Genomic DNA, 23,146 nt, shown 5'->3' on the forward strand with positions numbered 1-23,146 from the left:
AGGGAGCCGTCAGATGCGGGCCTCGCCGCCGGCCTCGACGCCCGGGATGCCGTCGCCCTCGTGGCGCTTGACCTCGTCCTCGATGCGCTGGCCGATCGCGGTGTCCACGTTCTTCCAGTACTCGAAGGCGCGGGCCTGGACGTCCTGGCGGACGCCCTTCAGCGCGCCGGCCACGGTCTCCACGAAGTCCTCGCGCTCCTGGGCCGAGAAGACCTCCCGGACGAGGGTGCCGGCCTGGCCGAAGTCGTCGTCGTCCGCGCGCAGGGCCTGGGCCTCGCGGGTCAGGGTGCCGTCGGCCTCCCAGCCGTCGTCCACCGGGCCGGTCTCGTCCGACCAGGAGTCGCCGTTGGAGTTCGGCGCGTAGGTGGAGCGGTCGCCGGTGTGGTCGTACCACATCTGGCCGTCGAAGGCGTAGTTGTGCACCGCGTTCTTGGGACGGTTCACCGGCAGCTGGTTCACGTGGGCGCCCACGCGGTACAGCTGTGCGTCGTGGTACGCGAAGGCGCGGCCCAGGAGCATGCGGTCCGGGGAGAGGCCGATGCCCGGCACGGTGTTGCTCGGGCTGAACGCGGCGGACTCGATCTGCGCGAAGTGGTTCTCCGGGTTGCGGTTCAGGGTCAGCGTGCCGACCTTGATGCGCGGGTAGTCCTTCTTGGAGATCGTCTTCGTCAGGTCGAAGGGGTTGAACCGGTAGGTCTTGCCCTCCTCGTAGGGGATCGCCTGGATGTAGAGGTCCCACTTGGGGTGGTCGCCCTTGGCGATGGACTCGAACAGGTCCTGGCGGTGGAAGTCGGCGTTCTCGCCGGCGATCTTGGTGGCCTCGTCGTTCGAGAGGTTGTGCACGCCCTGCTGGGAGATGAAGTGGTACTTCACCCAGTGCTTCTCGCCCTGGGCGTTGACCCACAGGTAGGTGTGGGAGCCGTAGCCGTTCATCTCACGCCAGGTGCGGGGCAGGCCGCGCGGGCCCATCAGGTAGGTCACCTGGTGCGCCGACTCGGGGTTGTTGGTCCAGAAGTCCCACTGCATGGTGGCATCGCGCAGGCCGGAGTCCGGCAGACGCTTCTGCGAGCGGATGAAGTGGGTGAACTTCATCGGGTCGCGCAGGAAGAAGATCGGGGTGTTGTTGCCGACGATGTCGTAGTTGCCCTCCTCGGTGTAGAAGCGCAGTGCGAAGCCGCGCACGTCGCGCCAGGTGTCCGGGGAGCCGAGCTCGCCGGCCACGGTGGAGAAGCGCAGGAGGGTCTCGGTCTTCGTGCCCGGCTGGAACACGAGGGCCTTGGTGTACTTCGACACGTCCTCGGTCACCTCGAACTCGCCGAAGGCGCCGGAGCCCTTGGCGTGCGGGCGGCGCTCCGGGATGTTCATGCGGTTGAAGTGCTGGTGGGTCTCCAGCAGGTGGGTGTCGTGCAGGACGATGGGCCCCTCGCTGCCCACGGTCAGGGACTGGCGGTCGCTGATGGCCGGGGCGCCGTTCTGGCGGGTGGAACCGGTCGCGTGCGGGGTCTTCTTCTGGTACTCCGTCATGGAACTCTCCTTCGTCGATCGACGTCGGCCGCGCACCGATCGGCGCGGTGGGCGGCGTCATCCCCGATCTTGGCATATTTCTGAATCAGTCAAAAGAACCGGGTGCCGGGGTCGGTCGCCGGGGCCGCGGGCCGCCGTCGCGCAGGCCCGACGACGGCGCCTGGTCACTAGGATGGAGGGCACCGGAGCCTTCCGGCCGCACAGACCCCCGTTCGAAGGGAACCCCCGTGACGCAGACGCCCGACATCAACACCCAGCCCCTCGCCGAGGTGGACCCGGAGATCGCCGCGGCGCTCGCGGACGAGCTCGGCCGCCAGCGGGGCACGCTCGAGATGATCGCCTCGGAGAACTTCGTGCCGCGCGCCATCCTCGAGACGCAGGGCTCGGTGCTGACCAACAAGTACGCGGAGGGCTACCCGGGCCGCCGCTACTACGGCGGCTGCGAGTTCGTGGACGTGGCCGAGAACCTGGCCATCCAGCGCGCCAAGGACCTGTTCGGCGCCGAGCACGCCAACGTCCAGCCGCACGCCGGCGCTCAGGCCAACGTGGCCGTGATGACCTCGCTGCTGGACCACGGGGACACGATGATGGGCCTGTCCCTGGCGCACGGCGGCCACCTGACGCACGGCATGAAGCTGAACTTCTCCGGCAAGAACTACAGCATCGCCGCGTACGAGGTGGAGCCGGACACCCACCGCATCGACATGGACAAGGTGCGCGAGAAGGCCCTCGAGGCCCGGCCGAAGGTGATCGTGGCCGGCTGGTCCGCCTATCCCCGTCAGCTCGACTTCGCCGCCTTCCGCTCGATCGCGGACGAGGTCGGCGCCCGGCTCTGGGTGGACATGGCCCACTTCGCCGGCCTCGTGGCCGCCGGCCTGCACCCGAACCCGGTGCCGCACGCCGACGTCGTCTCCTCCACCGTGCACAAGACCCTCGCCGGCCCCCGTTCGGGCTTCATCCTCTCCACCGAGGAGCTGAAGAAGAAGATCGACTCCGCCGTGTTCCCGGGCCAGCAGGGCGGCCCGCTGATGCACGCGATCGCGGGCAAGGCCGTGGCCTTCAAGATCGCCGGCTCCGCGGACTTCAAGGAGAAGCAGGAGCGGACCCTGGCCGGCGCGCAGATCCTGGCCGAGCGCCTGACCGCCCCGGACATGGCCGAGCACGGCATCTCGGTGCTCACCGGCGGCACGGACGTGCACCTGGTCCTGGTGGACCTGCGCGAGTCCCAGCTGGACGGCAGGCAGGGCGAGGACATCCTGCACGAGGTCGGCATCACCGTGAACCGCAACTCGGTGCCGTGGGACCCGCGTCCGCCGATGACCACCTCCGGCCTGCGCATCGGCACCCCCGCGCTGGCCTCCCGCGGCTTCGGCGAGGCCGAGTTCCGCGAGGTGTCCGACGTCATCGCCGAGGCGCTGAAGCCGAGCCCGGACGTGGAGGCGCTGCGCGCCCGCGTCGTGAAGCTCACCGAGGACTTCCCGCTGTACGACGGCCTCGAGGGCTGGTGAGCCGCCGATGACCGCGAAGGTCCTGGACGGCAAGGCCACCGCCGCCGCGATCAAGGAGGAGCTGCGCGGCCGCGTGGCCGCCCTCGCCGAGCGCGGGCACACCCCCGGCCTCGGCACCCTGCTCGTCGGTGAGGACGCCGGCTCGCAGAAGTACGTGGCGGGCAAGCACCGCGACTGCGCCGAGGTGGGCATCGAGTCCATCCAGCGTGAGCTGCCCGCGGACGCGACGGAGGAGCAGATCCTCGACGTCGTGCGCGAGCTGAACGAGGACCCGGCCTGCACGGGCTACATCGTCCAGCTGCCGCTGCCGAAGCACGTGGACACCCAGAAGGTGCTCGAGGCCATCGACCCGGACAAGGACGCGGACGGCCTGCACCCCATGAACCTGGGGCGGCTCGTGGCCTCGGTCGGCGGCGAGCTGGACTCGCCGCTGCCGTGCACCCCGGCCGGCTGCGTCGAGCTGTTGCGCCACCACGGTGTGGAGCTGGCCGGCAAGCACGTGCTCGTGATCGGCCGCGGCGTGACCATCGGCCGGCCCGCCGGCCTCGTGCTCACCCGCCGCGAGGTCAACGCCACCGTGACCCTGGCCCACACCGGCACCACGAACCTCGACGAGCTGCTGGCGAGCGCCGACGTCGTGATCGCCGCCGCCGGCTCCGCCCACATGGTGAAGCCGGAGCAGGTCAAGGAGGGCGTGATCGTCCTGGACGTGGGCGTCTCCCGCGTGACCGGGGAGGACGGGACGTCGCGCGTCCTGGGCGACGTGGACCCGGCCGTGAAGGAGAAGGCGGCCTGGATGGCGCCGAACCCGGGCGGCGTCGGGCCGATGACCCGCGTCATGCTGCTGGCGAACGTCGTCGAGGCCGCCGAGCGCGCCGCCGACGGCGAGGACTGGGCGGGGGAGCGGGCCGGAGCCTGACCTCTCCCCGCCCCGCGACGAACCCTGCGAATCGCAGGGTTCGTCGCCGAGGGGGCGGCGCGCGTCCGGGCGGGTGGTGCGCCTATGCTGTCGCCTTGTGAGTCACACCACTCTGCACGCGGCCCCCGCCTCCGTCATCCGTGCCCGTGGGCTGCGCAAGCAGTACGGCGAGTTCCACGCTGTGAAGGGCATCGACCTGGACGTGCGCCCCGGGGAGTGCTTCGGCCTGCTCGGCCCCAACGGCGCGGGCAAGTCCACCACCATGCGCATGCTCGCGGGCACCTCGCAGCGCACCGCGGGCGAGCTGACCATCCTGGGCATCGACCCGGAGGAGGACGGGCCGGCCGTCCGTGCGCGCCTGGGCGTGGTGCCGCAGCAGGACAACCTGGACGAGGAGCTCACCGCCCGGGAGAACATCCTGATCTACGGCCGCTACTTCGGCCTGCCCTACTCGTACCTGCGGCCCAAGGCCGAGGAGCTGCTGGCCTTCGCCCAGCTCACCGAGAAGGCGGACGCCAAGGTCACCGACCTCTCCGGCGGCATGAAGCGCCGGCTCGTGATCGCCCGCGCCCTGGTCAACGAGCCGGCCCTCTTCCTCCTCGACGAGCCCACCACGGGCCTGGACCCGCAGGCCCGCCACATCCTGTGGGACCGCCTCTACCGGCTCAAGGAACGCGGCACCACGCTGCTGCTGACCACGCACCACATGGACGAGGCGGAGCAGCTGTGCGACCGGCTCGTCGTGGTCGACGGCGGCGAGATCATGGCCGCCGGCACCCCCGCCGAGCTCATCCGCGAGCACGCCTCCCGCGAGGTCCTCGAGGCGCGCTTCGGCGCGGACCGCAACGAGGCCGCGGCCCGCACCGTCCAGGCCCACGCAGGTGACGGCGTCGTGCACCGCGTCGAGGTCCTCCCGGACCGCGTCCTCGTCTACGCCCGACGCGCGGACGACCTGCACGACGTCGTGCAGCGCCTCGTCGACGAGGGCGCCCTGCCCGCCCCCGCCACCACGCTGACCCGCCGCGCGAGCCTCGAGGACGTGTTCCTCATCCTCACCGGCCGCACCCTGGTGGACTGACCCGTGCCGTCCCCCACCACGACGACGACCCCCGGCCCCGCCTCGCCCGGCCCGCGGTCCGGGACCTCGGCTCCGTCCGCCACGCCCGCCGAGCCGCTGCGCCCGCCGGTCACCGCGGCGGCGTCCGCGGAGCGTGTGAGGCGCCGCGGCGTCCTGCTCTACGCCGAACACCAGCTGCGGAACATGCGTCGCTACGGCGCGGTGCTGCTCGTCGGGGCGCTCGGCGAGCCCGTGCTCTACCTGCTGGCCATGGGCCTGGGCCTGGCCCAGCTCATGGGCGGGGGGATGCCGCAGGACGCCCTGGGCGGGGTCTCCTACGTCGCGTTCATCGCCCCGGCGCTGCTGGCCTCGGGCGCGCTGATGACCGCGTCCGTCGAGTTCTCCTACCCGGTGATGGGCGGGTTCCAGTGGCAGCGCACGTACTACGCGGCGCAGGCCACTCCGCTGTCTCCGGCGCAGATCGCCCTGGGCCACCTCGCGGCCGTGAGCCTGCGGTTCGTGTTCCAGGCTGCCGTGTTCCTGCTGGTGATGCTGGCGTTCGGCGTGGTCTCCAGCCCGTGGGCGTGGGTGCAGGTCCTCACCGCCACGCTCGGCGGACTCGCCGTCGGCGCGCCGATCATGGCGTTCGCGGCCTCCCTGAAGGAGGACAAGGGCCAGTTCGCCACCCTGCAGCGGCTCGTGGTCATGCCCCTGTTCCTGTTCTCCGCCACCTTCTACCCGCTCGAGGCGCTGCCGGTGTGGCTGCGCTGGATCGGCTGGCTCTCCCCGCAGTGGCACGCCGCCCAGCTCGGCCGCGTGCTCTCCTACCGGATGGTCGAGCCGGCCTGGCTCACCGTGGTGCACGTGGCGTTCCTGCTGGCTCTCGCGCTCGGCGGGGCCTGGCTCGCGGTGCGGATCTACACGCGCCGCCTCGGCTGGGTCCGCGGCACCCCGGACCGCGACGCCGTCACGGCCGCCCGTCGCGACCGTGCCCCGCGCCTGGGCCGCCGTGCCCCGCGCCTGGGCCGCCGTGCCGCGCGCACCGGGGCCGCCCGCGCCGACGTCGCACCCGCCGCCGCGCAGGCGGACCCGGCTGCGCCGTCGTCCTCGGTGGTGCGGGAACACGCCGTCGCCGTGCCGCCCATGCCCGAGATCCCCGTGCGCCGCGGCCCGCTGGCCGGCGCGTACTCGGGCAACGTGCGCGCGGTGATGGAGCGGGCGTTCCTCTCCCTGAAGTCCAACAACTGGGTGGTGTTCTTCTCCGGGTTCTTCGAGCCCGTGCTCTACCTGGCCTCCCTGGGGCTCGGGCTCGGTGCGCTGGTCGGCGACGTGGCCGGCCCGGATGGCACCCCCGTCCCGTACGGCATGTACCTCGCCCCCGCACTGCTGGCGGTCTCGGCGATGAACGGCGCCATCTACGACTCCACGTGGAACGTGTTCTTCAAGCTGCGCTACGCGAAGACGTACCAGACCATGCTCTCCACGCGGTTGGGCCCGCTGGACGTGGCACTCGGGGAGATCGCGATGGCACTGCTGCGCGGGCTGATCTACGCGGTCGGCTTCCTGATCGTCATGACCGTGGCCGGTCTCGTCACCTCGTGGACGGCGCTGCTCATGATCCCCGGCGCCCTGCTCGTGGCGCTGGGCTTCGCCTCCCTCGGCATGGCGGTGACGAGCTGGATGAAGACGTTCCAGCACATGGACTGGGTCCAGATCGTGCTGATGCCCATGTTCCTGTTCTCGGCCACGTTCTTCCCGCTCGCGGTCTACCCGGAGCCGATCCAGTGGGTGATCCGCGTGTTCCCGCTGTGGCACGCGGTGGAGATGATGCGCGCGCTCGCGGTGGGGGCGCTGAGCTGGGCGACCGCCGGCCACGTTCTCTACTTCGTGGTGATGGCCGGCGTCGGGGTGTGGCTCGCCGCCCGCCGGCTCGGCGCGCTGTTCCTGCGCTGAGGCCCCCGCGGGCCGGTCAGGCCGCGCGCACCGCGCGGCGCCGCCGGACCACGTCCAGGGCCGCGACCACGGCGGTGAGCGCCCAGCACACGGCCACCATGCCCATGGCGGTCGAGGCCGCGTGCGCGTACGCCGCGGCCGACGGTGGCCCGGCGCTCTCGGCTGCGGCGCCGGCCAGGGCCGCGAAGAACGCGCCCGTCACCACGGACAGGCCCAGGGCGGTGCCGAGGCGCTGCGCCGTCTGGGCGACGCCGCCGGCCGCCCCCGCCTCGTGGCCGGCGACGTCGTCCATCATCAGCACCTGCGTGCTGGTGAGCAGCAGGGCCTGCGAGGCCGACTGCACGATCAGCCCCACCCCCACGATCCACGGCGACCACGCGCCGGCTGCGCTGCGCTCGAACGCGAGCGCGAGCACCCCCAGCGACACGAGGCCCACCAGAGCGCCGAGCAGCACGAGCACGGGCCCGCGCCGCTGCACCATCGAGCCCACCCACGGGGACAGAGAGGCCACGACGACGGCGCCGGGCAGACCCACGAGGCCGGCCTCGAGCGGCGTGAACCCCATGCCGCGCTGCAGGAAGATCGCCACGATCGCGAACACCGCCGGCATGGTGGCCAGGTAGATCGTGGACTCGAGCGCGCCGATCGTGAAGGACGGCCGCCGGAACAGGGCCGGGTCCACCATGGGCTGCACGCCGGTGGCCGACGCCCGGGCCTTCACGCGCTTCTCCCACAGCCACCACGCCGTCACGAGCGCGGCGGCGAGCACCAGCAGCCAGGCGGTGCCCGGGACGATGAACGGCACCATGAGGCTCACCCCGCCGGCGCCGAGCAGCAGGGCGCCCACCGGGTCGAGCGCGGCGATCCCGCGTGGTCCGGGGGCGGGGGGCAGGCCGTGCACGCGGGTGGGCGGCGGCAGCCAGAGGGCGCCCATCGCGACGGCGGCCAGGCCCACGGGCACGTTCATGAGGAACGTGGAGCGCCAGCCCCACTCGGGGCCGAACGCGCCGAGGAACAGCCCGCCGAGCAGGGGCCCCACGGCCACGCCGAGGCCCACCACGGTGCCGAAGAGCCCGTAGGCCCGCCCGCGGGCGCGGCCGTGGAAGTTCGACTGGATGAACCCGATGACCTGGGGGTTGAACACGCCCGCGCCCAGGCCCGTGAGCAGGCGCCCCGCGTTGAGCAGCAGAGTGTCCCCGGCCAAGCCGGAGAGCAGGGAGCCGAGCATGTACAGCGTGATGCCCGCCAGGAACAGGTTCTTGCGCCCCCACAGGTCGCCGGCGCGGCCCGCGGCCACGAGCACGGTGCCGAACGTCAGCGTGTACCCCGCCAGCACCCACTGCAGATCCGCGCTCGTGGCGTCCAGGCCCGACTCGATGGCCGGCAGCGCCACGTTCACCACGGACATGCTCATCAGCGCGAGGAAGAGCGGCATGAGCAGTGCGATGAGGATGCGGTGCTGGTCAGGGGTGAAGGCCCCGGACACGGGGTCGGCGGGGTGTGGGGGCCGGGGGGTCATCGCCTCAGGATAGGCGCCGATGCGGGCCGCCCGATTCGGAGCGCACCCCACGATGCGGGATGATGGAGGGCAGACCCCACGAGCCCCTCCGGAGGAGCACCCATGTCCCAGTCCCTGACCCCCGGTCCCGACGGCGCGCGCCGCGGCCCCCGCGCCGGCCTGCGCGTGGGATCGCTCGGCTTCGTTGCGATGATCGTCATCCTGATCGTGGCGATCATCTTCGCCGCGAACCAGAACGACGTGATCGGGTGGCTCGTGGTCGCCGTCGCCGCCGGCTGGCTCGTGTTCGCGGTGGTCGTGTACCTGCAGATGCGCCGCGGCGTCCAGGCCGCGGGCCGCAAGGTGGACACCGCCATGCAGAACGCCCGCGCCGACGTCGCCGCCCTGCGCGGCCGGGACACCGACGCCGCCGCCCCCGCGGTGGCCCCGCCGGCACCGGCCGCGGACCCCCTGCGGGACACCAAGCTGGACCACTCGTTCAAGATCGCCCAGGTGCAGGTGCGCGTGGTGCGCGAGCAGCTCGCCGCAGGCGAGGGCATGGACCGCGAGATGGTGGACCGCGCCCTGGAGACCATCGACATCACGGCCTCCAACGCCCGCGACATGATCAAGGAGTCCCGGGCCGGCGGCGCCGAGGGCCCGGTGAGCGGGACGGTGATCGGCTGATGACGGCGCTGCCCGAGAAGGACCCCGTCACCGGGAAGTACCCCGAGCCCGCCGAGGGCGAGCCCGTGGTGCACGCCCACGCCGGGGCGCCCAAGGCCGACGGCGCCGTGCGCGTGGCCACCGTGAACGTCAACGGCATCCGCGCCTCGCACCGCAAGGGCATGCGGGAGTGGTTCGCCGGCCGCGGCGTGGACGTGCTCACCCTCCAGGAGGTGCGCGCCCCCGCGGACGTCACGGCGCAGCTGGTCCGCGAGATCGTGGGCGAGGACTGGGACGAGGTGCACCTGGCGGACGCCGTGGCCGCCGCCAAGGGGCGGGCCGGCGTCGCGATCGCCTCGCGGTTCCCGCTCGGCGAGGTCCGCACGGGCATCGCCGACGCCGACGGGTACTTCGACGACGCCGGCCGCTGGATCGAGGCCGACCTGCGCCTGCCGGACGGCTCGCCGCTGACCGTGGTCTCCGCGTACGTGCACTCGGGCGAGGTCGACACCCCGAAGCAGGTGGACAAGTACCGGTTCCTCGACGAGATGGTCCGCCGCCTCTCCGAGCTGGCCGCGGGGGAGGGGCATGCCCTCGTCACGGGCGACCTCAACGTGGGCCACACCGAGCTGGACATCAAGAACTGGAAGGGCAACGTGAAGAAGGCCGGCTTCCTGCCCGAGGAGCGCGCCTACTTCGACCGGTTCTTCGGCGAGCTCGGCTTCACGGACGTGCACCGCGCCCTCGCCGGGCCGGTGCCGGGCCCGTACACGTGGTGGTCCATGCGCGGCAAGGCCTTCGACAACGACGCCGGGTGGCGCATCGACTACCACATGGCGACCGCGGGCCTGGCCGAGCGGGCGACGACCGCCGTCGTGGACCGCGCCCCCAGCTGGGGGACCCGCTTCTCCGACCATGCCCCGCTCGTGGTCGACTACCAGTTCTGACCGTGCAGGAGAGACCCGAGGCTGAGATGACCATGAAGAAGAACTCCGTGCAGGACGTGCTGGCCCAGGACGCCGCCGCCACCGCCCACCTGGCCGGCGCGTCCGCCCGGCACCGCGTGCTCTCCGGCATGCAGCCCTCGGCGGACTCCCTCCACCTGGGCAACTACCTCGGCGCCCTCGTGAACTGGGAGCGCACCCAGGCCGACTTCGAGGCGTTCTTCTTCATCCCCGACCTGCACGCCATCACCGTGCCGCAGGACCCGGCCGCGCTCGCGGAGCGCACGCGGGTGGCCGCCGCGCAGTTCATCGCCGGCGGCATCGACCCCGAGCGCTCCACGCTGTTCGTCCAGTCCCAGGTGCCCGAGCACGCGCAGTTGGCGTGGGTGCTGACCTGCATGACCGGCATGGGCGAGGCCATGCGCATGACCCAGTTCAAGGACAAGTCCGCCAAGCAGGGCGCGGACGCGGCCGGGGTCGGCCTGCTCGCGTACCCCATGCTCATGGCCGCGGACATCCTGCTCTACCAGCCGCATGGCGTGCCCGTGGGCGACGACCAGCGCCAGCACGTGGAGCTCACCCGCGACCTCGCCCAGCGCTTCAACCACCGCTACGGCGAGACGTTCGTGGTCCCGACCGGCTTCTACCCGGAGACCGGCGCGCGCATCTACGACCTGCAGGACCCCACGTCGAAGATGTCCAAGTCCGCGGCGTCCCCGAACGGGCTCATCAACATCCTCGAGGAGCCGAAGAAGACCGCCAAGAAGATCAAGTCCGCGGTCACCGACGACGGCACCGAGGTGCGCTTCGACCGTGAGCTCAAGCCCGGCGTCTCCAACCTGCTGACCATCCTCTCCGCGGTCTCCGGCACGCCGATCCCGCAGCTCGAGGAGGAGTTCGTCGGCAAGATGTATGGGCACCTCAAGGTCGCGGTGGCGGACGCTGTCGTCGAGCGCCTGGCCCCCGTGCGCGAGCGCGCCCTCGAGCTGCTCGCCGACCCCGCTGAGCTGGACCGCATCCTCGCCTCCGGAGCCGAGAAGGCCCGCGCCGTGGCCACGCCCGTGCTCGAGGACGTCTACGCCAAGGTCGGCTTCCTGCCGCCGCTGCGCTGAGCCGGGCCGCACCGGCCCCGCGGCCTCCCGACGATGGCCCGCGCCCCCGACCTGCGGGGGACGCGGGCCGTCGTGTTCTCCGACTCGAGGTGGAGGCGGCGGCGCGTGCGCGGCTGTCAGGATGGAGGCACTGCCTCCGCTCCTGCCGCAGCGGGGGCGAGCCCCACCGACAGAGGAGTGCCGGAGCCATGTCCACCGCTGTCCCCATCCCCGCCGTCGCCGAGGTCCCGCCCGGCGCCGAACCCGTCCTGGAGACGGAGAACCTCGTCAAGGTCTACGGTCGCGGGGCGTCCCGCTTCGACGCGCTGAAGGGCATCACCCTGCAGATCCAGCGCGGCGAGTCCCTGGCCGTCGTCGGCAAGTCCGGCTCCGGCAAGTCCACCCTGATGCACCTGCTGGCGCTGCTGGACCAGCCCTCCGCCGGCGTCGTCGCGATGGACGGCCGTCCCGTCTCCCAGCTCAAGGCCGCGGAGATCTCCCAGCTGCGCAACGAGCGGTTCGGCTTCGTGTTCCAGCAGTTCTTCCTGAACCCGAACCAGACGGTCCTGGAGAACACCGTGCTGCCGCTGAAGATCGCCGGCGTGGGCCGGGCCCAGCGCACCCGCCGCGGCATGGCGGTGCTCGAGCGGCTCGAGCTCGCGGACAAGGCGAAGAACAAGGCCACGGACCTCTCCGGCGGCCAGAAGCAGCGCGTGTGCATCGCCCGTGCGCTCGTGAACAACCCGACGGTGCTGTTCGCGGACGAGCCCACGGGCAACCTGGACTCCGCCACCTCGGCGGCCGTGGAGGACATCCTCTTCGGCCTGCACCGCGACGAGGGCATCACCCTCGTGGTGGTCACGCACGACGACGACCTGGCCGCGAAGTGTGACCGTCGCGTCGAGCTGCAGGACGGCGTGGTCATCGCCGACGAGCGCGTCGGCACCGAGCGGGACGGAGCGCGGGCATGAAGGCCACCGACGTCGCGGGCACGGCGCTCGCCAACACGATGCGCTCCAAGCTGCGCACCTTCCTCACCGTCGTCGCGATCGTGATCGGCGCATTCACGCTGACCCTCACCACGGGGCTCGGCGCGGGCATCAACAAGTACGTGGACAACGTGGTCGAGGGCTTCGGCAAGCCCGGCGAGCTGACCGTGATGAAGCAGCAGGACATGTCCTCGGCCGGTGCGGCGAGCGGCTCGCCCCAGGAGTACACGGAGCAGGACGCCGCCGGCGGCGAGATGTTCGGCATGCCGCTGCTCACGCAGGAGGACCTCGCCGCGATCGAGGACACCGAGCACGTCACCGAGGTGAAGACCTATCGGGTGGCCGAGCCGGAGTACATCCAGGGCCCGGACGACCGCAAGTGGCAGACCGGCTTCATGGGCAGCTCCGGCGAGATCGACATGCTCACCTTCTCGGCCGGCCGTGCCCCCGAGGCCGGCGCCGCGGAGATCGTCATGCCCGAGTCGTGGGTGGAGGACCTGGGCGCCGGCGACGCCGAGGACCTGGTCGGCACGGAGCTGACCGTCGTGGCGGCGACCCCGCTGCAGGAGCACAAGTCCGTGACGGCCACCGTGGTCGGTGTGACGAAGGCGGCCGCGTCCGGTGCGGGCACCGCCCCGACGCCGTCGGAGTCGCTGGAGCAGGCGATCTACGACATCACGACGGAGGGCCTGCCGGAGTCGCAGCGGAACACCTACTTCCAGGCCACGGCGATCGTGGAGGACCCGGAGGCGAACGAGGACGCCGTGAAGCAGGCGCTGGCCGACCAGGGCCTGCTGGCGCAGACCCTCGAGGAGCAGCTCGGCGTGATCCGCGGCATCATCGACGCCGTCACGTGGGTGCTCACCGGCTTCGCGCTCATCGCGCTGCTCGCCGCCAGCTTCGGCATCATCAACACCCTGCTCATGGCGGTGCAGGAGCGCACCCGGGAGATCGGCCTCATGAAGGCCCTCGGCATGACCGGCGGGAAGATCTTCGGCCTGTTCACCATGGAGGCCGTCGTGATCGGCCTGCTCGGCTCGCTGGTCGGCATCGGCCTGGGCGTCGCCGTCGGACTCATCGCGAACCAGGTGTTGACCACCGGCCCCCTCAGCGGCGTCACCGGCCTGGTCCTGTTCGCGGTCAACCCCCTCGCCCTGCTGCTGATCCTGCTGCTGATCGTGGCCATCGCGTTCATCGCCGGCACCTTGCCCGCCCTGCGTGCGGCCCGCAAGGATCCCATCGAGGCACTGCGGCACGAGTGATCCTGCCGCCGCGCCCGTCATCACCACCACCCGCACCCCCGACACCGAGGAGCACACCATGACCACCGATCGACCGAACCCGGACCCGAACCCGGAGCAGCCCGCCGCGGGCGGCCCCGGCCCGTACCCGGGCCAGAACCCCGCATACGGCCAGCCCGCCGCGGGCTCCCGCTACGGCACGCAGCCCTACGCGGCCCCGGGCCATGGTGCCCAGCCGGGCAGCTCGTACGGCATCGTCCCGGAGCCGGCCGCGTTCCCCGCGCTCCTGACGCTGACGCTCACGTCGCTCGCGCTGTACGTGCTGTCCTCCCTGCCGGCCCTGTTCGGCGGCGAGGAGAGCATCGAACGCATGCGGGACTCCCTTCGCCAGAGCGGCCTCACCCCCGAGCAGGTGGAGGAGATCGCGCCTGTCGTGGGCGCCTCCGTGACGGTGGGCACGATCATCGTCCTGCTCATCGGCGTGGCCCTGTACGCCCTGGTGTACTTCAACCTCCGCGGGGCCAAGAACTGGGCCCGCATCCTCGGCATCGTCGTCGCGATCCTGGGCACCCTCAGCGCCGTCGGCGGCATCTTCTCCTTCGTGACCTACCCCGGCATCGGCGGCGTCCTGGCCTCCGTGCTGAGCCTGGCGCTGGTGATCGTGAACATCCTGTGGCTGGTCAAGGCCTTCAACCCGCAGGTCGCGGCCTACACCCGTCAGGGCCGCCGCGCCTGATCCCGACGCCGTTCGCCGGCGGCGAGTCCGGGGTCGCCAGCCCTCGCCCCGGCGTCGGCCAGCGGAGACCATGACGACATGGCCTCCGATCATCGACCCCCGCATCCCGTGTCCCCCCACCCCGACGACCTGGACGGCGGCGGGCGGCCCGTGGTGGGCCCGGATGAGGCGCGGCGGCGCATCGCCGGGCACTCCGGCCCGGACGCCCGCCCGCTGATCCGCCCCGACGCCCGCACCCCCGGCGTGTTCCGGGCGCTGCTCGGACTGACGGTCGCGTCCGCGGTCCTCTACGCCGCGTCGATCCTGCGCAACCTCCTCCCGGGCGCGGCCCAGGACATCGCGGACTCGCTGCCCGAGGGCAGTGCGCAGTCGCCCGCGATGACCGCCGAGGCGATCGAGGGCGCCCTCACCGGCAGCGTCTGGTTCGCGACCCTGCTGGGCCTGGCGGTCTACGCGATCGTCCTCGTCGGCCTGACCCGGCGCAGCAACGCGGCGCGCATCATGGGCGCCCTGTTCGCCTCGATCGCCATCTTCGTGACTCTGCTGGGGACCATCCGCCTGTTCGTCTTCCCCGCCGGGGACGTCGTGCTGCCCCTGGTCCTGGGCGGGCTGTTCGCGCTCGTGAACGCGGCCTGGCTCGTGTGCGCCTTCAACCCCGGCCTCGCGACGACCTTCCTGCGCCGCCGGGCATGATGGGGGCATGCACCCCCTCGACGACGATCCCCACGCCGCCACGGACCGCGACCCCGCCCCCGATCGCGCGGCCCTGCGTCCCCTGCGCCTGTTCCAGACCGTCACGGCGGTCACGGGTGCACTGAGCGCGGCTGGCGTGGCGGGCGTGCTCGCCCTGCAGTCGACGCCCGGCTACGCCCGCGCCGTGCTGGAGGCGCGCTCCTGGGGCGCGAGCGAGGTCACCGACGCCGACGTCGCCGCGTTCGTCACCCCGGCGGGGGCGTGGCCGGTGGCCGCCGCGGCGGTGGTCCTGCTGGCCGTGGTGCTCCTGGCCGGCATCACCCGCCGGATCCGGGCCGTGCGCCCCGTGGGCAGCGTGCTGGTGGTGCTGGGGATGCTCACGGCGGCCTTCTGGATGGTCGACGGCGGGCGGATGGTGCAGGCCGGGGGAGGGGGCCCGGTCGTGCTGGGGGCCGTCGTCGGGATGCTCGTGTCCAGCGCGATGTGGCTGCGTGTGGCGCACCGGCGGGAGACGCGCGACGGCTTCGACAGCTGAGCTCGGACCGCCTCCGCCTCCGCCTCCGGTCCCGTCCCCACGCCGAGGCCCGCAGACACGCCGCGACACCGGGCCGGTGACGGCGCGTCTGCGGGCCTCGGCGGGAGGGGCACCCCTCCACGACGACGGCGGCCCGCCTCCTCGAGCGAGGAGACGGGCCGCCGTCGTGGTGCGGGGGATCAGAACTGGCGGGCCAGGATGGCCCGCTTCACCTCGGAGATCGCCTTGGTCACCTGGATGCCGCGGGGGCACGCGTCGGTGCAGTTGAAGGTCGTGCGGCAACGCCACACGCCCTCCTTGTCGTTCAGGATCTCCAGGCGCATGTCGCCGGCCTCGTCACGCGAGTCGAAGATGAACCGGTGCGCGTTGACGATGGCGGCCGGGCCGAAGTACTGGCCGTCCGTCCAGAACACCGGGCAGGACGAGGTGCACGCGGCGCACAGGATGCACTTCGTGGTGTCGTCGTAGATCGCCCGGTCGGCCTGGGACTGGTAGCGCTCCTTGGTGGGCGCGTGGCCCTCGGCGACCAGGAACGGCATGATCTCGCGGTAGGACTGGAAGAACGGGTCCATGTCCACGATCAGGTCCTTCTCCACCGGCAGGCCCTTGATGGGCTCCACCAGGATGGGCTTGGACAGGTCGAGGTCCTTCAGGAGCGTCTTGCAGGCCAGGCGGTTGCGGCCGTTGATGCGCATGGCGTCGGAGCCGCACACGCCGTGGGCGCAGGAGCGGCGGAACGACAGGGTGCCGTCGTGGTCCCACTTGACCTTGTGCAGGGCGTCCAGCACGCGGTCGGTGCCGTACATGGTCAGGCGCCACTCGTCCCAGTAGGACTCCTCGGAGGACTCCGGGAGGTAGCGGCGGACCTTGAGCACGATGTCGAAGCTCTCGACCTCGCCTGCGCCGCCACCGGCGGACTGGGTCTGCGCCTGGGCCACGGGGGCCTCGGTCTCGGTTGCTGAGTGGCTCATCAGTACTTACGCTCCATCGGCTGGTAACGGGTCACGACGACGGGCTTGGTCTCGAAGCGGATGCCCTTGACGCCCTCCATCTCCGCGGTCTCGTCACGGTAGATCATGGTGTGCGCCATGAAGTTCTCGTCGTCGCGGTCGGGGTAGTCCTCGCGGTAGTGCCCGCCGCGGGACTCCTTGCGGCCCAGGGCCGCGAGGGTCATGGCCTCGGCGATGTCCAGGAGGTAGCCCAGCTCCATGCCCTCGAGCAGGTCGAGGTTGAAGCGGTGGCCCTTGTCCTGGACGGACACGTTCTCGTAGCGGCCGCGCAGCTCCTCGATCTTGGCCAGTGCGCGGCGGATCGAGTCCTCGTCGCGGAAGACCTGCATGTCCGCGTCCATGGACTCCTGGAGCTCGGCGCGGATGTCCGCGACGCGCTCGGACCCGGTGGCGGAGCGCAGGTTCTCGATGTGCTCCACGGTCGGCAGCTCGCCGCCCTCGGGCAGCTCCACCCAGTCCGCCTGCACGGCGTACTCGGCGGCGTAGATGCCGGCGCGGCGGCCGAACACGTTGATGTCCAGCAGCGAGTTGGTGCCCAGGCGGTTGGACCCGTGCACGGACACGCAGGCCACCTCGCCGGCGGCGTACAGGCCCGGCACGACGGTGTCGTTGTCCTGGAGGACCTCGGCCTGGATATTCGTGGGGATGCCGCCCATGAAGTAGTGGCAGGTGGGGAACACCGGCACCGGCTCCGTGTAGGGCTCGACACCCAGGTAGGTGCGGGCGAACTCGGTGATGTCCGGGAGCTTCTCGTCGATGTGCGAGGGCTCCAGGTGCGTCAGGTCGAGCAGCACGTAGTCCTTGTTGGGGCCGGCGCCGCGGCCCTGACGGACCTCCTCGGCCATGGACCGGGCCACGATGTCGCGCGGGGCGAGGTCCTTGATGGTGGGGGCGTAGCGCTCCATGAAGCGCTCGCCGTCCGCGTTGCGGAGGATGCCGCCCTCGCCGCGCGCGGCCTCGGAGAGCAGGATGCCCAGGCCGGCCAGGCCGGTCGGGTGGAACTGCACGAACTCCATGTCCTCCAGCGGCAGGCCCGCGCGGTAGGCGATGGCCATGCCGTCTCCGGTGAGCGTGTGGGCGTTCGAGGTGGTCTTGTACACCTTGCCGGCGCCGCCGGTGGCGAAGATGACCGACTTGGCCTGGAAGACGTGGATCTCGCCGGTGGCCAGCTCGTAGGAGACGACGCCGGCGGTGCGCTTCTGCTTGTAGGCGGTGCCGTCCTCGCGCACGGCGTCCTCCTCCACCAGCAGCAGGTCGAGCACGTAGAACTCGTTGAAGAACTCCACGTTGTGCTTGACGCAGTTCTGGTACAGCGTCTGGAGGATCATGTGGCCGGTGCGGTCCGCGGCGTAGCAGGCGCGGCGCACGGGCGCCTTGCCGTGGTCACGGGTGTGGCCGCCGAAGCGGCGCTGGTCGATCTTGCCCTCGGGGGTGCGGTTGAAGGGCAGGCCCATCTTCTCGAGGTCCAGCACCGCGTCGATGGCCTCCTTGGCCATGACCTCCGCGGCGTCCTGGTCCACGAGGTAGTCGCCGCCCTTGACGGTGTCGAACGTGTGCCACTCCCAGTTGTCCTCCTCGACGTTGGCGAGGGCCGCGCACATGCCGCCCTGGGCCGCGCCGGTGTGGGAACGCGTGGGGTAGATCTTGGTGAGGACGGCGGTGTGCGCGCGCTGACCGGCCTCGATGGCCGCGCGCATGCCCGCGCCGCCGGCGCCGACGATCACCACGTCGTACTTGTGCACCTGCATTCAGGTCTCTCTTTCTGGGTGTCTGTGACGCGGCGGCCGCTCGGGCCGGCCGCACCGCAGGGTGAGCGTTTCCGAGGTCAGCCGCAGAAGGCCGGGGAGCCCTCGAGCAGGGCGCCGGAGGCGTCCACCATGCAGGGATCGAAGGTGAAGATCACCAGGGTGCCGAGGATGATGATCACGGCCGTGGCGATGTACAGGATCATCGTCAGCCAGAAGCGGGCGCTGCCGCAACGGGTGTAGTCGTTGATGATCGTGCGCACGCCGTTGGCGCCGTGCAGCATGGCCAGCCACAGGAGGGCCAGGTCCCAGAACTGCCACAGCGGGTGCGCCCACTTGCCGGCCACGAAGCCGAAGTCGATGGCGTGGATGCCGTCGCCCACCAGCAGGTTGGTGGTCAGGTGCACGGCGATCAGCACGACGAGGAAGACGCCCGAGATGCGCATGAACAGCCAGGCGAGCATCTCGAAGTTGCCGCGGCCGCCGCCGTCGCGCGTGTACTTGGGGTCCAGACGGCGGCTGCGGGGCGCCGCGATGGTGGTCTCAGCGGTGGTGCTCATGGCTCAGTGACCTCCGAGTGCGAGGCTGAAGTGACGGATGGCGAAGCCCAGGGTCAGGACGACCCACAGCCCCAGCACGATCCACAGCAGGGTCTTGTGGTGCTGGGTGCCGCCCTTCCAGAAGTCGACCAGGATGATGCGCAGGCCGTTCAGGGCGTGGAAGATGATCGCCGCGACGAGGCCGGCCTCGCCGAGCGCGAAGTACCACGTCTTGTACGAGCCGATCACGGCGTTGTAGGCCTCGGGGGAGACCCGGACCAGGGCCGTGTCCAGCACGTGGACGAGCAGGTAGAAGAAGATGACGACGCCGGTGACGCGGTGGCCCACCCAGGACCACATGCCGCCGTGGCCCCGGTACAGGGTTCCGCGGCCGTTCTTGGCCGGGGCCTGCGCAGTGGCGCTAGACACGGTTGATACCTCCAGGGGGAATGCACGATCCCGGTCCTCCGCCGTGGGACGACGACGGGCAGGGGCGTGTGCGAGTGGATTCCTCCACCTAGGGTAGACCCTTCCCGCGCCTCCGTGCCCGACCGGGACCCGGGCGACCACTGTGACGCGTGCGGCGCCCCGCCGCCGTCCTGTTCGGTCTGGGCTGTGCCCCGCCTGGGACGCGTCGAGTGGTCCCCCGTCCGGACGGTTCCGTAGTCTGGCCCGGTGAGCACCGATCCGAACCTGACCGATGCCCCGCGCGAGGCCGCGCCGGGCACGGCCCTGTCCCGCTTCCACGCCGTGATCCCCGCCGGGGGCGTGGGCACCCGCCTGTGGCCCCTCTCGCGGGCCGCCGCGCCGAAGTTCCTCCACGACCTCACCGGCTCGGGCCAGACCCTGATCCGTGCCACGTGGGACCGTCTGGCGCCCCTGGCCGCGGGCATGCTCGTGGTGACCGGGGAGGCCCACCGGGAGGCGGTGTGCACGCAGCTAACGGCCCTGGCGGAGACGGATCTGGTGCTCGAGCCCTCGCCCAAGGACTCCGCGGCCGCCATCGGCCTGGCCGCGGCGATCCTCTCCCTGCGCGACCCGGACACGATCATGGGCTCGTTCGCGGCGGATCAGGTGATCTCCCCGGTGGAGGTCTTCCAGGACGCGGTGCGGCAGGCCGTCGAGACGGCGGCCACGGGCCGGATCGTGACCATCGGCATCGAGCCCACGCACGCGGCCACGGGCTTCGGCTACATCCGCCGGGGCCGCCGTCTCCGCGTGGCCGGCGCCCCGGACGCGCACGACGTCGCCGCGTTCGTGGAGAAGCCGGACCTGAAGGTCGCCCAGCAGTACGTGAAGTCCGGCCGCTACCTCTGGAACGCGGGCATGTTCGTGGCGCCCGTGGGCCTCATGCTGGCCCACCTCGAGGAGAACGAGCCCGCGCTGCACGCCGGCCTGATGGAGATCGCCCGCGCGTGGGAGACGCCGGAGCGGGACGAGGTCATGGCCCGGGTGTGGCCCGAGCTGACGAAGACCGCCATCGACTACGCCGTGGCCGAGCCCGCCGCCGCCGTCGGCGACGTGGCCGTGATCCCCGGCTCCTTCACGTGGGACGACGTGGGGGACTTCGCGGCGATCGCCCGCCTGAACCCGGTCAAGGACGCCTCCGGCATCACGGTGATCGGCGACACCCCGCGCGTGTACTCGGACGACGCGTCCGGCGTCGTGGTGACGGACACGAAGCGCGTCATCGCGCTGATCGGCATCGAGGACGTCGTCGTGGTGGACACCGAGGACGCGCTGCTGGTCACCACCACGGAGCACGCCCAGGAGGTCAAGAAGGCCGTCGAGGCGCTCAAGGCGGAGGGTGTGGACGAGGTCCTCTGACCGCGCCCTGGGCCGGGTCCGGCCCGCATCGACCGGCACCCCCGGAGTAGGGTGCTGGGCCATGACCACCTCCGACTCCGTGCTGACCGGGCCCCGTCCGACCTCCGTCCCCTCGGTGGGCCCCGTGGTGGCCGAGCTCGAGGACGAGATCGTGTCCTTCCGCCGGGACCTGCACCGGCATCCCGAGCTCTCCTATGAGGAGTACCGCACCACCGACCGCATCGTGGAGCTGCTCTCCGGCTACGGGCTCTCGCCCGTGCGGATGGAGTCCACGGGCGCCTACGTGGACGTCGGGGAGGGGCCGGTGGTGCTGGCCCTGCGCGCGGACATCGACGCGCTGCCGGTCGAGGAGGAGACCGGCCTGCCCTACGTGTCCGTCAATGACGGCGTCGCGCACGCGTGCGGCCACGACATGCACACCGCCGTGATGGCGGGTGTGGCCGTCGCCCTCGGCCGCATCCTCCGCGGGGCCACCGCCGACCCCGACCTGCGCGCGGTCGGCGAGCGGGTCCACGGCACGGTCCGCGTCATCTTCCAGCCCGCGGAGGAGCGGCTGCCCGGCGGCTCCCTGGCCGTGCTGCGGCAGGGGATCCTCGACGACGTTCCCCGCATCCTGGCGGCGCACTGCGACCCCCAGGTCGACGTCGGCTCGATCGGCACCCGCATCGGCGCCATCACCTCGGCGGCGGACACGATCCGGATCACCCTCACCGGACGCGGGGGGCACACCTCGCGGCCCCACCTCACCGAGGACATGGTCTTCGCCCTGTCCCAGATCGCCGTGAACGTGCCCGCCGTGCTCTCCCGGCGGATCGACGTGCGCTCGGCCGTCTCCGTGGTGTGGGGGCAGATCGCCGCCGGCAGCGCGCCCAACGCGATCGACAACACCGGCTACCTGGCCGGGACCATGCGCTGCCTCGACGCGGACGTGTGGGAGGAGGCCGGCGCGCTGCTCGACGAGGTGGTCCGACAGGTGGCCGCGCCGTACGGCGTGCACGTGCAGCTCGAGCACGTGCGCGGCGTCCCGCCGGTGCACAACACCGAGGGCGAGACGGCGCTGATCGAGACCGCGGCGCGGCGGGAGCTCGGCTCGCGGGCGATCGTCCTGACCCCGCAGTCGATGGGCGGCGAGGACTTCGCCTGGATGACCCAGAAGGTGCCCGGCTCCATGCTGCGCCTCGGCACCCGGTCCCCGGGTGGCCCCATCTACGATCTGCACCGCGGGGACTACGCGCCGGACGAGCGGGCCATCGGCGTGGGCATGCGGGTCTTCACCGCCGCCGCGCTGCAGGTGCTCACGGGCGAGGACCACCACTGACCCCACCGCCCGCCCCCGCCGGAGGGGACGGGCCCACCGTTCGGTAGACTCGCGCTCATCCGGACGGGGCCACCCGCACGGGCCCCGTCTTTCCGCGGCCACCGGCCGCGGGCCTCGCACCGTGCCTTCCGAAATGAGGACCCCATGGGCATCGCCACCCCGTCGGCCGCGCGCCGCCGTCGTCTCCTGCTCCCCGCCGCCGCGCTCGGCGTCTCCGGCCTGCTGCTGACCGCGTGCGGCGCCCCGCCGGAGCAGTCCGAGGCCTCGGGCTCCGGCGCCGCCGAGAGCGAGGCCATCGCCACCGTGGACGGCGTCGGCTCGGACAACAAGGACTACAAGGCCTGCATCGTCTCGGACGAGGGCGGCTTCGACGACCGCTCCTTCAACCAGTCCTCCTACGAGGGCCTCAAGGCCGCCGAGAAGGCCTACGGCATCACCACCAGCGAGGCCGAGTCGAACGAGCCCAGCGAGTTCACCCCGAACGTGACCGCCATGGTCAACGCCGACTGCGACGCCGTCATCGGCGTGGGCTTCCTCCTCGGCGACGCCATGAAGCCGATCGCCGCGCAGCACTCGGACACCCACTTCTTCGGCGTGGACGTCACCGCGGAGGGCTTCTCCGACAACGTCCAGAAGCTCACCTACGACACGGCGCAGGCGGCGTTCCTGGCCGGCTACCTGGCGGCGGGCACCACCGAGACCGGCACCGTGGCCACCTATGGCGGCATGGAGATCCCCACCGTCACCATCTTCATGGACGGCTTCGCCCGCGGCGTGGAGCACTACAACGAGGTCAAGGACAAGGACGTCAAGGTCCTGGGCTGGGACAAGGACGCGAAGACCGGCTCCTTCACGGGCGACTTCAAGAACGTGGCCAACGGCAAGACGAACACCGCCAACTTCATCAACGAGGGCGCCGACATCGTGATGCCGGTGGCCGGCCCCGTGGGCCTGGGCACCCTGGACGCCGTCCGCGAGGCGAACCAGGGCGGCAAGGACGTCAAGGTCATCTGGCCGGACTCGGACGGCTACGAGTCCACCAAGGACGGCAACCTGATCCTCACCTCGGTGAAGAAGAACATGGGCCAGTCCGTCGCCGACGTGATCGCCGCGGACCTGAAGGACGAGTTCTCGGCCGAGCCCTACGTGGGCACGTTGGAGAACAAGGGCGTCGAGCTGGCCCCGTTCCACGACTTCGAGGACACGGTGCCGCAGGAGCTCAAGGACGAGCTCAAGGATCTCGAGGCCAAGATCGTCTCGGGCGAGCTGAAGGTCGGCTCGGAGTACTCCCCGGAGGCCTGACCCGCCTCGCCACCGCCGCAGGGCCGGCCCGGACCCCTCCGGACCGGCCCC

The 23,146-nt window shown here is 71.7% G+C and carries 21 protein-coding genes; 15 read left to right on the forward strand and 6 right to left on the reverse strand.

What is annotated here, in order from left to right; translation table 11 throughout:
- Positions 1 to 9 precede the first annotated feature (9 nt).
- Positions 10 to 1,524 carry a catalase gene (locus tag AC0VX0_RS02025; protein WP_020625388.1) on the reverse strand — a complete coding sequence of 505 codons (1,515 nt, stop codon included), beginning with the start codon at positions 1,522 to 1,524 and terminating at the stop codon, positions 10 to 12.
- Positions 1,525 to 1,751: 227 nt separating this feature from the next.
- On the opposite strand from AC0VX0_RS02025, the gene glyA reads away from it, so the two are divergent.
- The 4 genes from glyA to AC0VX0_RS02045 all read left to right on the forward strand — a co-directional run bounded on the left by glyA (position 1,752) and on the right by AC0VX0_RS02045 (position 6,961).
- Complete coding sequence (gene glyA / locus AC0VX0_RS02030; protein WP_010079361.1) at positions 1,752 to 3,032, forward strand: serine hydroxymethyltransferase; 1,281 nt, start codon at positions 1,752 to 1,754, stop codon at positions 3,030 to 3,032.
- A 7-nt stretch (positions 3,033 to 3,039) separates the two neighbouring features.
- On the forward strand, positions 3,040 to 3,951 hold the full coding sequence (locus AC0VX0_RS02035; RefSeq protein WP_020624736.1) for a bifunctional methylenetetrahydrofolate dehydrogenase/methenyltetrahydrofolate cyclohydrolase: 912 nt from the start codon (positions 3,040 to 3,042) through the stop codon (positions 3,949 to 3,951).
- 97 nt (positions 3,952 to 4,048) lie between these two features.
- On the forward strand, positions 4,049 to 5,029 hold the full coding sequence (locus AC0VX0_RS02040; protein WP_070709516.1) for an ABC transporter ATP-binding protein: 981 nt from the start codon (positions 4,049 to 4,051) through the stop codon (positions 5,027 to 5,029).
- A 3-nt stretch (positions 5,030 to 5,032) separates the two neighbouring features.
- Positions 5,033 to 6,961: an ABC transporter permease gene (locus tag AC0VX0_RS02045; RefSeq protein WP_020624734.1), complete on the forward strand. Its 1,929-nt coding sequence runs from the start codon at positions 5,033 to 5,035 to the stop codon at positions 6,959 to 6,961.
- Between the two features lie 16 nt (positions 6,962 to 6,977).
- Here AC0VX0_RS02045 and AC0VX0_RS02050 read toward each other — a convergent pair whose 3' ends face one another.
- Entirely contained in the window at positions 6,978 to 8,480 is a 1,503-nt protein-coding gene (locus tag AC0VX0_RS02050; protein WP_377636486.1) for an MFS transporter, read from the reverse strand.
- A 102-nt stretch (positions 8,481 to 8,582) separates the two neighbouring features.
- On the opposite strand from AC0VX0_RS02050, the gene AC0VX0_RS02055 reads away from it, so the two are divergent.
- The 8 genes from AC0VX0_RS02055 to AC0VX0_RS02090 all read left to right on the forward strand — a co-directional run bounded on the left by AC0VX0_RS02055 (position 8,583) and on the right by AC0VX0_RS02090 (position 15,354).
- Positions 8,583 to 9,146: a hypothetical protein gene (locus tag AC0VX0_RS02055; protein WP_192592964.1), complete on the forward strand. Its 564-nt coding sequence runs from the start codon at positions 8,583 to 8,585 to the stop codon at positions 9,144 to 9,146.
- Complete coding sequence (locus AC0VX0_RS02060; RefSeq protein WP_060973412.1) at positions 9,146 to 10,072, forward strand: exodeoxyribonuclease III; 927 nt, start codon at positions 9,146 to 9,148, stop codon at positions 10,070 to 10,072. The genes AC0VX0_RS02055 and AC0VX0_RS02060 overlap by 1 nt, the downstream gene beginning before the upstream one ends.
- Before the next feature lie 26 nt (positions 10,073 to 10,098).
- Entirely contained in the window at positions 10,099 to 11,181 is a 1,083-nt protein-coding gene (gene trpS / locus AC0VX0_RS02065) for a tryptophan--tRNA ligase (protein ID WP_144825423.1), read from the forward strand.
- 188 nt (positions 11,182 to 11,369) lie between these two features.
- On the forward strand, positions 11,370 to 12,131 hold the full coding sequence (locus AC0VX0_RS02070; protein WP_049145557.1) for an ABC transporter ATP-binding protein: 762 nt from the start codon (positions 11,370 to 11,372) through the stop codon (positions 12,129 to 12,131).
- Positions 12,128 to 13,411: an ABC transporter permease gene (locus AC0VX0_RS02075; RefSeq protein WP_102708604.1), complete on the forward strand. Its 1,284-nt coding sequence runs from the start codon at positions 12,128 to 12,130 to the stop codon at positions 13,409 to 13,411. The genes AC0VX0_RS02070 and AC0VX0_RS02075 overlap by 4 nt, the downstream gene beginning before the upstream one ends.
- A 58-nt stretch (positions 13,412 to 13,469) precedes the next feature.
- On the forward strand, positions 13,470 to 14,126 hold the full coding sequence (locus tag AC0VX0_RS02080) for a hypothetical protein (RefSeq protein WP_102708603.1): 657 nt from the start codon (positions 13,470 to 13,472) through the stop codon (positions 14,124 to 14,126).
- 78 nt (positions 14,127 to 14,204) lie between these two features.
- Positions 14,205 to 14,819: a hypothetical protein gene (locus AC0VX0_RS02085; protein WP_186299912.1), complete on the forward strand. Its 615-nt coding sequence runs from the start codon at positions 14,205 to 14,207 to the stop codon at positions 14,817 to 14,819.
- 7 nt (positions 14,820 to 14,826) lie between these two features.
- On the forward strand, positions 14,827 to 15,354 hold the full coding sequence (locus tag AC0VX0_RS02090; RefSeq protein ID WP_336574952.1) for a hypothetical protein: 528 nt from the start codon (positions 14,827 to 14,829) through the stop codon (positions 15,352 to 15,354).
- Between the two features lie 179 nt (positions 15,355 to 15,533).
- On the opposite strand, the gene AC0VX0_RS02095 is transcribed toward AC0VX0_RS02090, so the two are convergent.
- The 4 genes from AC0VX0_RS02095 to sdhC form a co-directional block, all read right to left on the reverse strand.
- Positions 15,534 to 16,325 carry a succinate dehydrogenase iron-sulfur subunit gene (locus tag AC0VX0_RS02095; RefSeq protein WP_010079347.1) on the reverse strand — a complete coding sequence of 264 codons (792 nt, stop codon included), beginning with the start codon at positions 16,323 to 16,325 and terminating at the stop codon, positions 15,534 to 15,536.
- Positions 16,325 to 18,112, reverse strand: a complete 1,788-nt coding sequence (gene sdhA / locus AC0VX0_RS02100) for a succinate dehydrogenase flavoprotein subunit (protein WP_002856580.1) — start codon at positions 18,110 to 18,112, stop codon at positions 16,325 to 16,327. Before sdhA ends, AC0VX0_RS02095 begins: the two co-directional genes overlap by 1 nt.
- A gap of 77 nt (positions 18,113 to 18,189) precedes the next feature.
- A complete protein-coding gene (locus AC0VX0_RS02105; RefSeq protein ID WP_475432612.1) occupies positions 18,190 to 18,669 on the reverse strand; it encodes a succinate dehydrogenase hydrophobic membrane anchor subunit in 480 nt (159 codons plus the stop codon).
- A 3-nt stretch (positions 18,670 to 18,672) separates the two neighbouring features.
- Positions 18,673 to 19,077, reverse strand: coding sequence for a succinate dehydrogenase, cytochrome b556 subunit (gene sdhC / locus AC0VX0_RS02110; RefSeq protein WP_078025777.1), 405 nt, complete (start codon positions 19,075 to 19,077; stop codon positions 18,673 to 18,675).
- Positions 19,078 to 19,323: 246 nt separating this feature from the next.
- Between sdhC and AC0VX0_RS02115 the strand changes: the two genes are divergently transcribed.
- The 3 genes from AC0VX0_RS02115 to AC0VX0_RS02125 all read left to right on the forward strand — a co-directional run bounded on the left by AC0VX0_RS02115 (position 19,324) and on the right by AC0VX0_RS02125 (position 23,095).
- On the forward strand, positions 19,324 to 20,475 hold the full coding sequence (locus tag AC0VX0_RS02115) for a mannose-1-phosphate guanylyltransferase (protein ID WP_396829845.1): 1,152 nt from the start codon (positions 19,324 to 19,326) through the stop codon (positions 20,473 to 20,475).
- A 61-nt stretch (positions 20,476 to 20,536) separates the two neighbouring features.
- Positions 20,537 to 21,793: an amidohydrolase gene (locus tag AC0VX0_RS02120; protein WP_036314553.1), complete on the forward strand. Its 1,257-nt coding sequence runs from the start codon at positions 20,537 to 20,539 to the stop codon at positions 21,791 to 21,793.
- 144 nt (positions 21,794 to 21,937) lie between these two features.
- On the forward strand, positions 21,938 to 23,095 hold the full coding sequence (locus tag AC0VX0_RS02125) for a BMP family lipoprotein (RefSeq protein WP_036313327.1): 1,158 nt from the start codon (positions 21,938 to 21,940) through the stop codon (positions 23,093 to 23,095).
- Positions 23,096 to 23,146: the final 51 nt, after the last annotated feature.

This window comes from Micrococcus sp. iso_26 (assembly GCF_056172975.1).